Source organism: Pedococcus sp. P2_D7, from assembly GCF_056404295.1.
On the sequence record NZ_JBFUEH010000006.1, the window covers coordinates 16,501 to 30,964 of the forward strand.

Annotated in this window: 13 protein-coding genes; 2 read left to right on the top strand and 11 right to left on the bottom strand. The window is 70.6% G+C overall.

What is annotated here, in order from left to right; all coding sequences use genetic code 11:
* Positions 1 to 69: 69 nt before the first annotated feature.
* The 6 genes from AC1DWJ_RS15150 to AC1DWJ_RS15175 form a co-directional block, all read right to left on the bottom strand.
* Positions 70 to 372, bottom strand: a complete 303-nt coding sequence (locus tag AC1DWJ_RS15150; protein ID WP_457252455.1) for a GNAT family N-acetyltransferase — start codon at positions 370 to 372, stop codon at positions 70 to 72.
* Between the two features lie 44 nt (positions 373 to 416).
* Entirely contained in the window at positions 417 to 1,769 is a 1,353-nt protein-coding gene (locus AC1DWJ_RS15155; protein WP_477621226.1) for an MFS transporter, read from the bottom strand.
* A gap of 160 nt (positions 1,770 to 1,929) precedes the next feature.
* Positions 1,930 to 3,126, bottom strand: a complete 1,197-nt coding sequence (locus AC1DWJ_RS15160; RefSeq protein WP_477621227.1) for a winged helix-turn-helix domain-containing protein — start codon at positions 3,124 to 3,126, stop codon at positions 1,930 to 1,932.
* Between the two features lie 17 nt (positions 3,127 to 3,143).
* Positions 3,144 to 3,842 (bottom strand): response regulator, encoded by a 699-nt coding sequence (locus AC1DWJ_RS15165; RefSeq protein WP_457252458.1) that lies wholly within the window; start codon positions 3,840 to 3,842, stop codon positions 3,144 to 3,146.
* Positions 3,843 to 3,922: 80 nt separating this feature from the next.
* On the bottom strand, positions 3,923 to 4,573 hold the full coding sequence (hpf, locus tag AC1DWJ_RS15170; protein ID WP_457252459.1) for a ribosome hibernation-promoting factor, HPF/YfiA family: 651 nt from the start codon (positions 4,571 to 4,573) through the stop codon (positions 3,923 to 3,925).
* 292 nt (positions 4,574 to 4,865) lie between these two features.
* Positions 4,866 to 5,696, bottom strand: coding sequence for a ComF family protein (locus AC1DWJ_RS15175; RefSeq protein WP_477621228.1), 831 nt, complete (start codon positions 5,694 to 5,696; stop codon positions 4,866 to 4,868).
* A gap of 150 nt (positions 5,697 to 5,846) precedes the next feature.
* Here AC1DWJ_RS15175 and AC1DWJ_RS15180 point away from each other — a divergent pair, with 150 nt between their 5' ends.
* Both AC1DWJ_RS15180 and AC1DWJ_RS15185 read left to right on the top strand, forming a co-directional pair.
* Positions 5,847 to 7,436, top strand: a complete 1,590-nt coding sequence (locus tag AC1DWJ_RS15180; RefSeq protein WP_457252461.1) for a sensor histidine kinase — start codon at positions 5,847 to 5,849, stop codon at positions 7,434 to 7,436.
* Positions 7,433 to 8,083, top strand: a complete 651-nt coding sequence (locus AC1DWJ_RS15185) for a response regulator transcription factor (protein ID WP_056922824.1) — start codon at positions 7,433 to 7,435, stop codon at positions 8,081 to 8,083. The genes AC1DWJ_RS15180 and AC1DWJ_RS15185 overlap by 4 nt, the downstream gene beginning before the upstream one ends.
* A 111-nt stretch (positions 8,084 to 8,194) precedes the next feature.
* Here AC1DWJ_RS15185 and AC1DWJ_RS15190 read toward each other — a convergent pair whose 3' ends face one another.
* The 5 genes from AC1DWJ_RS15190 to AC1DWJ_RS15210 are packed head-to-tail and all read right to left on the bottom strand — an operon-like array spanning position 8,195 to position 14,443.
* The gene (locus AC1DWJ_RS15190; RefSeq protein WP_457252462.1) at positions 8,195 to 9,115 is read right to left on the bottom strand and encodes a type II secretion system F family protein; all 921 of its coding nucleotides are present in this window, start codon (positions 9,113 to 9,115) and stop codon (positions 8,195 to 8,197) included.
* A complete protein-coding gene (locus tag AC1DWJ_RS15195) occupies positions 9,115 to 11,091 on the bottom strand; it encodes a type II secretion system F family protein (RefSeq protein WP_457252463.1) in 1,977 nt (658 codons plus the stop codon). Before AC1DWJ_RS15195 ends, AC1DWJ_RS15190 begins: the two co-directional genes overlap by 1 nt.
* Positions 11,091 to 12,461, bottom strand: coding sequence for a TadA family conjugal transfer-associated ATPase (locus AC1DWJ_RS15200; protein WP_457252464.1), 1,371 nt, complete (start codon positions 12,459 to 12,461; stop codon positions 11,091 to 11,093). Before AC1DWJ_RS15200 ends, AC1DWJ_RS15195 begins: the two co-directional genes overlap by 1 nt.
* The gene (locus AC1DWJ_RS15205; RefSeq protein WP_457252465.1) at positions 12,458 to 13,657 is read right to left on the bottom strand and encodes a CpaE/TadZ family protein; all 1,200 of its coding nucleotides are present in this window, start codon (positions 13,655 to 13,657) and stop codon (positions 12,458 to 12,460) included. The genes AC1DWJ_RS15200 and AC1DWJ_RS15205 overlap by 4 nt, the downstream gene beginning before the upstream one ends.
* Positions 13,658 to 13,666: 9 nt before the next feature.
* On the bottom strand, positions 13,667 to 14,443 hold the full coding sequence (locus AC1DWJ_RS15210) for an RcpC/CpaB family pilus assembly protein (RefSeq protein ID WP_457252466.1): 777 nt from the start codon (positions 14,441 to 14,443) through the stop codon (positions 13,667 to 13,669).
* Positions 14,444 to 14,464: the final 21 nt, after the last annotated feature.

Genomic DNA, 14,464 nt, shown 5'->3' on the forward strand with positions numbered 1-14,464 from the left:
CGGACGTGCGGGCGGGAACGCTCCCCACGGGCGAACGTGCCGGGCCCGTTCGCGGTTCCGACGAGGACGCTACGGGGCGACGAGGTCCTGGTAGTCGGGGTGCCGGGCGATCCACGCGGAGATGAAGGGGCACAGTGCGACGACGTCGTGCTCGGCCCGGGCCCGGACGTCGTCGAGCGCACCCCTGGCCAGCACCCCACCGACGCCCTCTCCGGCGAAGGCGTCGTCCACCTCGGTGTGCGTGAAGACGATGTGCGCGCCCTTGAACCGGTAGGCCGAGAACCCCGCGAGCGCGCCGTCGACGCGGGCCTCGTAGCGGTGCTCGGCCGGGTTGTCGGTGACCACGATGTCCGAGGTTCCAGGGTCCGTCATGCGCCAAGCCAAGCACGACTGTCAACGCAGCCCGTCGGCGACCCTCAGGCGACCGCACCCACCTCGGCGTCCTCCCCCTCGGAGCTCCACGAGCCGCGCTCGGGTGACCGCGAGATCGCCAGGCAGGCGAGCGCTGCGAACAGGCAGAGGCCCCCGGCCGTCAGCCAGGCGGTGAAGTAGTCGCCCGTGCTCTGCCGCACCCAGCCGGCATAGCTCGCCGCGACCCCGGCCCCGACCATGTGGGAGGCGAAGACCCAGCCGAACACGACCCCCGAGCGCGCGACCCCGAAGTGCCGGCGGCACAGGGCGATGGTGGGCGGCACCGTGGCCACCCAGTCGAGCCCGTAGAAGATGATGAAGATGAACAGGTTCGGGTGGATGTCCGGACCGAGCAGGGCGGGCACGAAGAGCAGGGCGAGCCCGCGGAACCCGTAGTAGCCGCAGAGCAGCAGCCGCGGGTCCACCTTGTCGGTGAGCCAGCCGGAGGCGATCGTGCCGACCAGGTCGAAGACGCCGATCAGGGCGAGCAGCCCGGCCGCCGTGGTCTCGGGCATGCCGTGGTCGTGGGCCGCGGGGATGAAGTGCGTGCCGATCAGCCCGTTCGTGGACCAGCCGCAGATCCAGAAGGTGCCGACGAGGATCCAGAACGTGCGCGAACGCGTGCTCTCGCGCAGCGTCCATACCGCGAGCCTGGCCGGCCCCACCTGCGACCCGGTATGCCGCGTGGCGGGCTCGTCGAGCGCCTCACCCGGGCGCGCCCCCAGGGGCCGCAGGCCGAGATCCGCGGGCCGGTCTCGGACGACGAGCAGCACCAGCGGCACCAGCAGCAGGGCCGCGCCGGTGACCACGAGCGCCGACCAGCGCCAGCCCGGCCCGGCGGCCAGGGCAGCGATGCCCGGCAGGAAGACCAGCTGGCCGGCCGCGCCGGCCGCGGAGAACACCCCGGTGACCAGGCCGCGGCGCGACTCCACGAACCACCGGTTCGCGACGATCGCCCCCAGCACGAGTGCCATCGCGCCCGCCCCGACGCCGACGAACACCCCCCAGAGCAGCCAGAGCTGCCACGGGGCGGTCATCACGGTGGTGAGCCCGCTGCCCAGGGCCACGAGGACGAGGGCGAGGCAGACCACCCTGCGCAGGCCGAACCGCTCCATCAGGGCCGCCGCGAACGGCGCGGTCAGCCCGTAGATCACCAGGTTGGCCGTCACCGCACCCGACGTGGTGGCCCGCGACCAGCCGAACTCGGACTCGAGCGGCTCGAGCAGGGCCCCGGTGGAGGAGCGGAAGCCGGCGGCGGCCACGAGGGCGCCGAGGATCACCGCAGCCACCCACCAGGCCCGGTGAACGCGTGGCCGTCGGGTCGGGGTCGTCGCCTGGGTGGCGGCAGGAATCGTCACTGTCGCATGCTATCTGCCATCTGCTGCCAGTCGACAGCGCATTCCGGACAACCCCCACCCGGATCCCGCCACCACCCCCCCCCCCCGCTATTCAATGCAAAAGGCGAGTTAGCGCCGCCCATCCGGCGCTAACTCGCCTTTTGCATGGGGTAGCGACGGGTCAGGCGACGGCTGCCAGGCCCAGCCAGCCGGCCATCAGCGCGAGCTCGTCGTCGAGGGCGGCCCGGGCAGCGTCCGTGGCGCCCGCCTCCCAGTGGACGGCCTGCACCCGCAGCACCCCGGCCGCCCGGTCGGCCTTGAGGTCACAGCGGGCCACCAGGGCGTCGCCGAACAGGAACGGCAGCACGTAGTAGCCGTGCACCCGCAGGTGGGCGGGCACGTAGATCTCGAGCCGGAAGTCCATGCCGAAGATCGCGGCGGTGCGGTCCCGCTGCCAGATGAGCGAGTCGAACGGGCTGAGCAGAGCCTGGGCCTGCACCTTCCGTGGCCGACGCGCCTCCGGGTGCAGGTAGGCCGGTCGCTTCCACCCCTCGATCGTGGCCGGCACGAGGGCCCCCTCGGCGACGAGGGAGTCGAGGGCGGGCCTGGCCTGCTCCGGCTTGAGTCGGAAGTAGTCGCGCAGGCACTGCTCCGTGCCCACCCCGTGGGCCCGGGCCGCGATCAGGATGAGCTCCCGGAAGGCGACATCGTGCGGGGGCCTGGCGGCGGGGTCGGCGACCTCGGCGGCGAGGTGACCGGGCAGGACGCGGCCGAGCGCGGCATACCGTCGCTCGAACTGGCTGGTGCGGCCGGCGCTGGTGATCTGGCCGGCCCAGAAGAGGTGTTCGAGGGCGTTCTTGACCAGCGACCAGTTCCAGCCCCACTCGTCACGCTGGCGCGGGAGGTCGTGCTCGAGCGCGGCCTCCAGGCCCCGCGACGTGATCGGACCCCGAGCGCCGACCTCGGCCAGCACCGCGGCGACCAGCTCGGGGTGCTCGCGCGCGACGTGCTGCATCCCGCCCCACGAGTCCTGCAGGGCGCGCCGCATCCGGAAGTCGAGGAGTGGCCACGTCGCGGGCGGGATCAGGCTGGCCTCGTGGGCCCAGTACTCCACCAGCCGCCGGGGGGCGCGGTCGCGCGCCCGGTCGAGCAGGGCGGTGTCGTAGGGGCCGAGCCGCGAGAAGAAGGGCAGGTACTGGCTGCGGGTGAGGACGTTGACGCTGTCGATCTGGATGATCTGCACGCGGTCGATGACGCGCTGGACGTGCCGCATCGTGACGGCGCCGGGCGCGGGGCGCGGCTCGGCGAAGCCCTGGGCGGCCAGGGCGATCCGTCGCGCTTGGGCGCGCGTCAGGCGCACCGGGGAGGGGGTCGTCACTACCGGTGCGTCGCTGGTCACTCGCCGGGTTCGAGGAGGTTCTCGCGGACGGCGTACATGGCCGCCTCCATCCGCGAGTGGAGCTGCAGCTTCTCGAGGATGTTGCGCACGTGGTTCTTCACGGTGTTCTCGGAGATGAAGAGCTGGTGGGCAATCTCCTTGTTGGCCAGCCCCCGGGCCACGAGCCGCAGCACCTCGAGCTCGCGGTCGGTCAGCCGCGGGGCGCCGACGCCGCTGGGACGCTCACCCTGGCGCTTGCTCATGTGGGCGAACTCGGCGAGCAGCTTGGAGGCCATCGAGGGCGAGAGCAGGGAGTCGCCGTTGAAGACCGCGCGCACGCCGTCGGCGATCTCCTCACCCGGCACGTCCTTGAGCAGGTAGCCGTTGGCGCCGGCCTTGACCGCCTCGTAGAGGTCGGACTCCTCGTCGGACATCGTCAGCATGATGATCTTGGTCGACGGCACGAGCGCCTTGATGGTCTGGCAGGCCTGGATGCCCGAGGTGTGGGGCATCCGCACGTCCATCAGCACGACGTCGGGCAGCAGCTCGACCGTGCGGTCGACGGCTTCCTTGCCGTCGCCGGCCTCGCCGACGATCTCGATGTCGTGGTCCTGCGACACCACCATCTGCAGGCCCCGGCGGTAGAGGACGTGGTCGTCCGCGATGACGACCCTGATCGGGTCGACACCGCTCTGACCACCGTCCCCATTCGTCACGGAGCACATACTGTCATGCACGAGGACGACACCGGACGAAATGCCCTGTCGGGTCCGCCCGGTGTCGTCGTCGTCTCAGGTCAGGAGACCTTGCGCTCAGCGCCCTCGTCCTCGGTGACGTCGAGGTGGATCACGCCGTAGGACCAGCCCCTGCGGCGGTAGACGACGCTCGGCTGACCGGTGTCCTCGTCGTGGTAGAGGTAGAAGTCGTGGCCGACGAGCTCCATCTCGCGGACCGCCTGGTCGAGCGCCATCGGCACGGTCGCGTGGATCTTCTCGCGGATCTCGACCGGCGAGTTGCCCTGCGTGCCGAACCGGTCACCGTCACCGTCGAGGCCGTCGTGGACGTGGTCCTCGCCGGCCTGCTCACCGGGCTCCCGGATCCGCGCCGTCGCAGCGGCCACCGACTCGGGTGCGTGCCTCCCGCGGTGCACCCGCTTGCGGTCCTGGGCCCGCCTGAGGCGTTCCATCAGCTTGTCCAGCGCCAGGTCGAGCGCCGCGTACTTGTCGTCAAGACATGCCTCGGCCCGCACGATCGGGCCCTTCACGTGACAGGTGATCTCGACCCGTTCGCAGGACTTCGCCTGCCGCTTGTTGGGCTCATGGCTCACGATGACATCCACGCGCTGCACCCGGGGGGCGAGCTGCGGGATCTTGGCGAGCTTTTCGTCGAGGTGGTCACGGAATCGGTCTGAGACCTGCATGTGGCGTCCGGTGACGACAATCTCCACGGTGTTCCTCCATGGGTTCGGCGGGAGTGTGGGTCGGGCTGCGCGGCCCGGTGGTCAGCCGCGGCAGCACCTCCCCGCCGGCGTGCGGAAGCACCCTGTGGTCGGCGTGTCCTGCGGCTCCGCTCCCTGCCGCAGAGCGCCCTTCGGACCGCGTCCGAGGCGCCCTGTTCGCGTGACGTGCACGGGGGCCAGGGGGGCCATGTACCGACGGTAGACCACGCCGGAGGTTTGCGACACAAGGATTGGTTCAACGTTTGCCCGGAGTCGCTGGTGCGCCACCTGTATGCCGTGCTCACGGGCTTCGGGGCGCAGCGAAACCGGCGCTCGGGCGCCAGTCCAACCCGTGGGACGGCGACCCCGTCCGGCCTCCGGAACGCCGCTGGGTGGCACAGATCGTGGCGCCCACGACCACGGTCGCGCCCGCCGCCCGCAGCGCCCGGGCGGCCTCGACCAGAGTCGATCCGGTGGTCAGGACGTCGTCAGCGACGACGCACGCCGCGCCCTCGACCACGGACTCCCAGTGTGGTCGGACCGCCAGGGCGTGCTCGAGGTTGACGGCCCGCTCCCGCGCGCCGAGGCCGGCTTGGTCGGCCACCCGACGCCGGGCCCCGAGGGCGTCGGCGAGGAGCGCCTCGGTCGGGCCGAAGCCGGTGACGGCGCGGTCGACCAGGGCCCGCAGCGGTGCGTCGCCGCGCCGGCGACGAGCGGCTGCCGACGACGGGACCGGCACGACGAGCACCGGGCCGTCACCCCGTCGCCACCGCGCGAGGAGCTCCGGACACCCCGCGACCGCGGCGTCCAGCGAGCGGGCGAGCAGCGCTCCCAGCAGACCGAGGCAGTCGCGGCGGCCGTCGTCCTTGTAGGCGGCGACGACGGCGGCCAGCGACCCGGCATACCGGCCTGCACTGTGCACTCGCGGGAGGCCCGCCGGCACCGGCCGCGGACGCACGGCCCTGGGGCCGCCCGGCCACAGCGAGACTGCGACGTCGGCCTCGCAGGCGGGACACACGACGTGGTCCGGCCGCCCGCAGGCGGCGCAGCCGACGGGGAGCGCGAGGTCGGTCAGGGCGCGGAGGGCACGGACGGCTCCGACCGGGCCGGACCACGGGGTCTCGGGCGGCATGGCCACATCGTGGGCTCGACGGAGTGTTGCCGCTGATTGGGCAGCACAAGCGTGTGGACACGACTAGTCTGGGCTTCGGCCTGTGGACAACTGCTGGGCGCCGGGGACGTGAGACGGGAGGCGTGTATGCGTTGGCTGCCCCATCTTGCCGTGTCCACCCGTCTCCGCCTGTCGATGGCCGCCGTGGCGGCGATGTTCGCCTACATCGACCACAGCTTCGTCACGGCCCTGCCGTGGATCCTGCTCGTGGTGACGCTCGACCTCGCCGCGGCGAGCCTCGGCTACCTCACCGTCATCCAGGGCGCGTTCCGCCACACCCAGCTCATCGCGCTGCTGGTCGTGGGCGTCGTCTCCGCAGGGATCGGCATGGGCAGCGAGGGCTCCTGGTCCAAGCTCCTCATCCTCATCCCGGCCTACCACGCAGGATCGCGGTTCGCCCGCACCGGAGCCTTCTCCGCCCCGCTGGTGGGCCTGGTCGTCGCCCTCGCCACCTCGTGGTGGCTCAACCGGTTGACGCCGCCGGAGTCCCAGCTGATCACCCTCGCGTCACTGTTGGCCGTGCTCTTCGGGCTGCTCGGGGCCTGGTCTCGTGAGCTCGAGCCGGAGGAGGTCGTCCCCGACGCCAACGTGGCCGCCGAGGCGAGCCTGCTGCTGCGCCGGCTGCACGAGCTCGCCGACACCCTCGACACCGGCTTCGACGCGCCCGGGTCGGCCGAGATGGCGCTCCAGGACCTCAGCAACCAGATGCGCTCGGCGCGCAGCGCGATCCTCGTCGGCTACGGCGACAACCCGGCGGTGCCGCTCGCGATCCGTGGCGCCGACCGCACGCCCTGGCCCGACCCCATGGAGCAGGACTCGGTCCTCGCGTGGACCTGGCGCCGCGGCGAGGCGACGCTCGCGGAGTGGAAGGACGACCTCGTCGCCCGCTCGGTGATCGTCGTGCCCCTCAACGACGACAAGGGCGACCGCCTCGGCCTCCTCGTCGCCGACCGGCCCCTGGTCACGCCGTTCCGCGAGGAGGACCTCGTGGCGGCCCAGGGCGTGGCCGACCGACACGCCGCCAACATCGACCTCTCCGTGCTCTTCGCCGGCCTGCGCGAGCGCGCCGGGCTCGAGGAGCGTGAGCGGCTGGCCCGGGAGATGCACGACGGGATCGCCCAGGAGATGGTCGCGCTCGGCTTCGGCATCGACGCCGTGCGGCGCAAGGCCCGTGGCGCCGACTCCCCCATCGCCGACGAGCTGGACGCCCTGCGCGTCGACGTGTCGCGGGTCCTGGGTGACCTGCGGCTGCACATCGCCGATCTGCGGATCGCCGTGCGCCCCGACACCGGGCTCGGCGCGATGATCGGCGCCCGGCTCCAGAACTTCGGTTCCTCGTCCGGGGTGACCACCCGCATGCACCTCAGCGAGACCGGGTTCCGGCTGCCGGCCCACACCGAGGTCCTGATCTACCGACTGTTCCTGCGAATGCTCGCCGACGCCCGGCACTCCCTGAACGCCGAGACCGTCGAGGTGCGCCTCAACGTCGCAGCCCCGAGGGTGGAGCTGTGGATGGCCCACGACGGCACCAGCGCCCTCACCGAACGCGACTTCGGCGACCACCCCCTGCTCGGTCTCGGCGGGGAGATCACCATCGAACCCTTCGGCGTTGAAGGCGTCGCCCTTCGCATGCGCATGCGTGCCCGTGGCGCCGCTCCCTCAGCAACGCTGTCCAACGAAAGGATCCCCCAGCCCTCATGACCATCAACGTCGTGGTGATCGACGACCACACCCTCGTCCGCGAAGCCGTCTGCCGCATGATCGACAGCGAGCCCGACCTCGCCGTCGTCGGCCAGGCCGGCGGGATCGCCGAAGGGCGCACCGTCCTCGCCCAGAACCTTATCCACGTGCTCGTCGTCGACGTGTCGATGCCTGACGGCTCCGGCCTCGTGCTGGCCCGCGCCGCACGCGAGGCCTCGCCCCGGCTCGGCATCGTGGTCCTGACCATGCACAACGACGACGAGACCCTGCTGGAGGCGCTCGACCTGGGCGCGTCGGCCCTGGTCCTGAAGTCGGCCCCCTCCGACGAGGTCATCGCGGCGGTCCGTCGGGCCGCCGTCGCGCCCGACGCCTTCATGGCGACCGGGCTCGCCGAGGCACTGCGTCGCCGTGACTCGAGCGACAAGCCCCGGCTCACCCCCCGTGAGGCCGAGGTGCTCGACCGCCTCGTCGCGGGTGACTCCATCGCGGCCGTCGCCAAGAAGCTCTACATGAGCGAGTCGACCGTGAAGACCCATGTCTCCAAGGTCTACGAGAAGCTCGGCGCCCACAACCGCGCCTCCGCCGTGATGTCGGCCCTGCGCCTCGGGCTCGTGAAGGCCGAGTCGGTGGGCCACGCCCGCCACTGACCGGACCACGCGGCATACCCACGCGACCGCGGTATGCCGTGGCCGCACCGCACACAGAAGGACCCCGCCGATCGGCGGGGTCTTTCTGTCGTCCGGGCTGGTGGCGTCAGCTCACATGTTGCCGAAGGTGTCGGCGATGCGGATCGCGCCGGGTCCGATGATGACGATGAACAGGGCGGGGAAGATGAACAGGAGCATCGGGAAGAGGATCTTCACCGGCACCTTCATCGCCTTCTCCTCGGCGCGCTGACGGCGCACCAGACGCATCTGGTTGGACTGCTCGCGCAGCACGTTGCCGATGGGCAGACCGAGCCGGTCGGCCTGGACCAGGGCGCTCACGAAGGTCTTGGCCTCGGAGACCGTGGTGCGGGCGGCCAGTGAGGAGAAGGCCGCGCCTCGGGTCTTGCCGATCTGGATCTCCGACAGCACACGGGCGAACTCACCCGAGATCGGCCCGGTGGTGGAGCGGGCGACCTGCAGCAGCGCCGCGTCGAAGCCCTGACCGGCCTCGACACAGACGGTGAGCATGTCGAGGGCGTCGGCGAGACCGCGCTGCAGCTCTTCCTGGCGCTTCTGGCCGGTGTTCATGAGCAGCAGGTCGGGCAGGAAGAACCCTGCCCCTGCAGCGGCGGCGCAGATGACGAGGCCGCGCACGCTGACCTGGCCACCCAGCGTGAACCCGAGGACCGCGCCCACGAGGAGACCGACGCCCTTGGCACCCATCACCCGCTCGACCGTCCAGGCGCCGGGGTTGCCTGCCAGGTTGAGCCGACGCACGATGCGGTCGTTGGCCCCGGTGGGCGACAGGCGCTGCGCGAGGGCCCGCGTCTGGTTGAGCATGGGGGCGACGATGCGCTCCATGGCGGGGAGGTCGGACTTGCCCACCTCCCGCTTGTCGATGGTCCGCTCGATGAGGTCGAGCGACCGGGCGACCCCGGTCGCCTGACCAGCGCCGAGCCCCGTGGCGAGCACCAGGGTGCCCAGGGCTCCGCCGATGGCGACCAGCGCGATGACCAGCAGAATTGTTCCCATTAGACCTTCACATCCACGACTTTGCGCATCCAGGCCATGCCGATGCCGAGCGAAATGAGACCGCCGATGATCATGCCGATGCCGAGCGGTCGAGTCCAGAGGAGCTCGATGTAGGACCGGTTGGTCTTCATCGTGTAGAAGAAGATGCCGATCGGGAGGGCCACGAGGATGTAGGCGGAGAGCCTGCCCTCCGCGGACAGCGCCCTGACGTGCCGACGGAGCTCCTCGCGCTCACGGAGCGTCTTGGCCGTCGTGCGCAGCGTCTCGGCCAGGTTGCCACCGACCTCCCGCTGGATCCGGATGGCCATCGAGGTCCACCGCATGTTGTCACTGTCCATGCGGTCGGACATCCGCTCCAGTGAGTCGGCGATGTCCGAGCCGATGCGGGTCTCGGCCAGCGCCCGGGCGAACTCCTTGGCCGACGGGTCCGCGGCGTCCTTGGCCACCGCGTCGAGGGCCTGGGGCAGCGAGAAGCCGGTGCTCAGGCTGCTGGCCACCAGGGTGAGCACGTCGGGCAGCTGGCCGTCGAACTTCTTGCCCCGACGGTTGGAGAGGAAGCGCAGGACGAAGGCCGGCCCGAAGACGCCCACGACGAGTCCGCCGACCGCGGCCGCTAGGGTCACCAGGAGTCCGCCACGGAAGAAGACCATCGAGGCGGCCACCGTGCCGACCACGGCCACGATGCGCAGCACCCACCACTCACCCGCCCGCAGGGGCAGGTCGGCACGCTGGATGTGGGCCATCGTCTTGCTGGTCGAGCTGCGGCCCTCCATCATCCGCTCGCCGAGGAACACGAGGTTCTCGGACATGACGTTCGGACGCGACTTGGCCTTGCCGAGTGCAGCGGTGCCGGCCGCGACGTAGCGGTCGATGTTCTCGACCCGGGTGCGGCGGCCGGACTTGAAGGACGAGCTCGCCAACGAGATGACCAGCACCATCAGGGCCAGGAAGACCGCGCCGATCGCGACGCCCAGGATCGGGGAGACGCCCAGGATCGGCAGGACCGTGGCCGTGGGTGCCGCCTTGACGAGGTCCTCGGTGGGGCCGACGACCGGGCGGTTGTCGGAACCCGCCTTCGTCGGTGCCGCCACGCCCGCGCCGAAGTCCACCAGGGCGGTCGTCGCGAACGGCTGGCCGTTGGACTTGCCGGAGATCTTGATGTTCTGGGCGCCACCGACACCGACCGGGAGGGGCATGGAGAAGCTGAGCTGTGAGGCGAGGGTCTTGGCGGCCGAGGTGAAGGCGTTCTGCACGCTGCCCGCGTTGGCCGCGGAGACGACGCTGCCGCCGCCCGCCTTGGCGAAGCTCTGGAGGACGCTCACGTTGCTGTCGGTGGACTTGAACGAGACGGCTTCGGCGCGGACCTTCGCACTCTTCAGGGCCGCCACGGTGGAAGCCTGGGTGGCGCTGCTCGCGGTGTCACCACCGTCGCTGAGCACCAGGAGGCTGCGCTCGCCCTTGGTGCCGAGCGTCTTGACGGCAAGGTTGACCCCGTCGTACAGCGCGGTCTCACCGCTGGCGGTCAGGCCGTTGACGGCCGTCTGCACCTTGCCCTGCTCACTCGTCGGCGCCAGGTTGAGCGTGGCCTTGCCGGAGAACGAGACGACACCGATGCGCACGTCCTCCGGGACGCTCTTGAGGAACGCCGCGACGGCCGAGCGCACGGTGGCCATCCCCGACGCCCCCATGGAGCCGCTGGTGTCGACGACGATGATCGCCGTCCGTGCCACCGGCGAGCCGGAGCCGCTGGTGATCGCGTCGACCGGGTAGGTCTTGCCGGCCACCGTCACGTCGAGCGAGGGGTCGATGTCCGACCCGGACGTCGAGGAGATGAGGCCGATCAGGTTGCCGGACTTGACCTCGATCCCGGTCACCGTGACCGAGCCGTCCGCGGCCACCGCGGGGACTGCGGCGAGGAGCCCGACCAGTCCCGCGGTGAGGAGCGCGCGGAGGGCGCGCGGAGTACCACGCACCATCAGAACCCCTTGATGAAGAGGTCCGCCGGCAGCTCGATGCCCTGGTCGTGCAGGTCGTCGGCGAACTTGGGACGGAGCCCGTTGCTCTTGAGCGCGCCGCGGAAGCGACCCTGCTCGTCACGACCGGCGCTGTAGTCGAAGGTGAACAGGTCCTGCATGGTGATGATCTCGCCCTCCATGCCGATCACCTCGCTGATCGCGGTGACGCGACGCGAGCCGTCCTTCATGCGGGCCTGCTGGATGACCATGTCGACGGCGCCGGCAACCTGCTCGCGGATGGCTCGCACGGGCAGGTCCACGCCGGCCATGAGCACCATGGTCTCGAGACGGGACAGGCTGTCGCGCGGGCTGTTGGCGTGCACGGTCGTGAGCGAGCCGTCGTGGCCGGTGTTCATGGCCTGGAGCATGTCGAGGGCGGCGCCGTCACGGCACTCACCGACGACGATGCGGTCGGGGCGCATACGCAGGGAGTTCTTCACGAGCTCACGAATGGCGATCTCGCCACGACCCTCGATGTTGGAGGGGCGTGACTCCAGCCGCAGCACGTGGTCCTGGTGGAGCTGGAGCTCCGCGGCGTCCTCGATCGTGACGATGCGCTCGTCAGCGGGGATGAAGGACGACACCACGTTGAGCAGGGTCGTCTTACCCGAACCGGTACCACCGGAGATGATGATGTTGCGGCGACCACGGACGCAGGCCGACAGGAAGTCGCGGACCTGCGGGGTGAAGGTGCCGAAGGCGATGAGGTCCTTGTCCGTGAACGGGTCGGTCGCGAACTTACGGATGGTGAGCAGCGACCCGTCGAGGGCGATCGGCGGGATGACCGCGTTGACACGCGATCCGTCAGGGAGACGGGCGTCCACGAGCGGGCTCGCCTCGTCCACGCGCCGGCCCACGCGACCCACGATCTTGTCGATCGTGCGACGGAGGTGGGCGTCCGAGGCGAAGTGGGTGTCGACGGAGTACAGCTTGCCGGCGCGCTCGACGTAGATCTGGTCAGGCCCGTTCACCATGATCTCGGTGATCTCACTGTCGCGGAGCAGGGGCTCCAGCGGGCCGTGACCGAGGATCTCGTCCGAGACCTCCTGGGAGATCCGCGTGCGGTCGGCGAGCGAGAGGGGCGTGTCCTCGTGGTCGATGACCTCCTGCAGGGTGTGGCGCACCTTCTGCTCGAGCTCGTTCTGGTCGAGGTGGGGGTCGTAGAGCTGCGGACCCAGCGAGTCCATCAGCGCCTGGTGGACACTCGCCTTCACGGTGGCGAAGGGGTCGATCAGGCGCGGCCGCTCGTTGGCCGAAGGCGCGGCGCTGCTGGCCTCGACCGCCGACGCCTGGCTGCGACGAACGCTTTCGAGCCGGTCGGCCAGGCTCATCGGTTACCTCCACGCGACAGGGACCAGCGGCTGGCCTTGGGGGACTGCTGTGACGACGCAGGCGCGTCGGACGCACCCGACGGGGTGTCCGAGACACGGATGAAGCGGTCGGCGAGGTCGCGCAGGGCCACGCTCACCGCGTGCTTGGGCTCGTCGAGGATGATCGGCACGCCCCGGTTGACCGAGGCCGGCACGGCGGTGCTGTTCGGCACCATCACGGCGATGTCCTGCTTGATGGCCGCGACGACGTCCTCCGGTCGGAGTCCGACCTTCGCGTCGGAGCGGTTGAGCACGACAAGGCGTGACTCCTTCTTGTTGCCGAGCAGGTCGAGGGTGTCGAGCGTGAGGCGCAGGTTCTTCACCGCGGGGATGTCGAGGGTGGCGATGAGGATCAGCAGGTCGCTGTCGTCGAAGGCCGCCAGGACGTGCGAGGTGAAGGCCGGCGGGGTGTCGAGGATGACGTAGTCGTAGTGGCGCTTGGCCACCCGGACGAGCTCGGCGACGGTGGTGCCGGGCACCCGGTCCGCGTCACTCGGCTCGGCCGGAGCGCTGATCGCCTCGAGACCGCTGTCGTGCTTGGTGACGACGGCCTTGATGGCCTGCTCGTCGATGTTGCCGGCCATGCTCACCAGGTCGATGATCGAGTTCTGGGGAAGCATCTGCAGGCTGATGCCGACGTCGCCGAAGGCGAGGTCGAGGTCGATCAGCAGCACCCGCGAACCGGTCGACGCCAGGTAGGCACTGAGGTTCGTCGCGAAGGTCGTCTTGCCCACGCCGCCCTTGGCCGAGAACACCGTGACGACACGGGCGGTCTTGGCGCCGGCGGACTCTCCGGAGTGCCCGTGCACCCGGGTCGAGAGGTCGCGGCTGCGTCGCGCCGCATCGGCCAGACCGGTCACGTCATCAGAGGTGATGACCTCCCGGATGCCGGCACGAAGGGACTGACCCAGCACGGCCACGTCGATGCGCCGGCGCAGGAGGATCACCCCGAGCTCGGGGCGCTCCACGCGGCAGAGCTCGGCGAACTGGCAGGCGGCATCCATGTCGACGTCCGGACCGATGAGGACCAGCGTCTCGGTCGGGTTGTCCTCGAGCGCCCGGACCATGGTGGCCTGGGTCTCGAAGCGACTGATGGCACCTACAGCGAAGTCATAGCGCTCGGTGGCGCCCGGGTCGGCGTCCCACAGGAGGGTCATGACGCACTCCTACTTGGCGGAGAAGAGGGTGGCTTCGGAGATGACCTTGCCGAGGTCGATCTTGGGGTCCGTGCCACGCAGCGCGGCATACAGGTTGCCGGTCTGGATGCCGTGCACCAGGCGAGTCGCATCGGCCGGCGACACCGCGACGGTCATGAGCGCACCCCGGACCGGGGCGGAGTCAGCCGAGTCCTCCCCGCTGGTGGGGGCCTGGGTCGGCGTGAGCGAGACCTCGCCCATGGCGATCACGAGGACGTCGTCCAGGAGGACGCGGGTCTGCTGGCTCAGCTTGGTGGAGTCAGCGCCGCTCTTCACGGCCGACTCGGTGGGGGTGTAGGTGTCGAACAGGACGACCTTCGACCCGGGGGTGAGGAAGGTGCCGACGCGGGCGGGGTCCGCCAGGGCGATGGACACCGCGACCTGACCGGCCGGCACGTCGATGGCCTTCTGGCCGACCGGCTTGGTGCCGAAGCGGTCTGAGAGCACGTACTCGCCGGGCTGGATGTCCGAGAGGGCGTAGAGCCCACCATTCGAACCGGTCACGCCCTGGAGTGCGCCGAGGGGGACGCCCTTCGAGGCGACCGAGGTCTTGATGATCAGTCCGCTCTGGACCGAGTCCTTCAGGGTCGTCCCGGCGGGGACGACGGACTTGACCACATACACGGACGAGGGGTCCTGCGCGGCGATGGCCCTGTCGTCTGCACCCTTGGCATACATCAGCACGGCGACCACGCCGAGCAGTGCCACGACGGCGGCCGCGAAGATGGCGACGATTCTGCGTCCCACGATGTGATTCCCTTGCTTGAG

What these genes read in the sequence shown, in the direction of transcription:
- AC1DWJ_RS15195 (WP_457252463.1), bottom strand. Translation starts at nt 11,091, where the DNA reads ATGGTGCGTGGTACTCCGCGCGCCCTCCGCGCGCTCCTCACCGCGGGA.
- AC1DWJ_RS15150 (WP_457252455.1), bottom strand. Translation starts at nt 372, where the DNA reads ATGACGGACCCTGGAACCTCGGACATCGTGGTCACCGACAACCCGGCC.
- AC1DWJ_RS15185 (WP_056922824.1), top strand. Translation starts at nt 7,433, where the DNA reads ATGACCATCAACGTCGTGGTGATCGACGACCACACCCTCGTCCGCGAA.
- AC1DWJ_RS15175 (WP_477621228.1), bottom strand. Translation starts at nt 5,696, where the DNA reads ATGCCGCCCGAGACCCCGTGGTCCGGCCCGGTCGGAGCCGTCCGTGCC.
- AC1DWJ_RS15205 (WP_457252465.1), bottom strand. Translation starts at nt 13,657, where the DNA reads ATGACCCTCCTGTGGGACGCCGACCCGGGCGCCACCGAGCGCTATGAC.
- AC1DWJ_RS15190 (WP_457252462.1), bottom strand. Translation starts at nt 9,115, where the DNA reads ATGGGAACAATTCTGCTGGTCATCGCGCTGGTCGCCATCGGCGGAGCC.
- AC1DWJ_RS15200 (WP_457252464.1), bottom strand. Translation starts at nt 12,461, where the DNA reads ATGAGCCTGGCCGACCGGCTCGAAAGCGTTCGTCGCAGCCAGGCGTCG.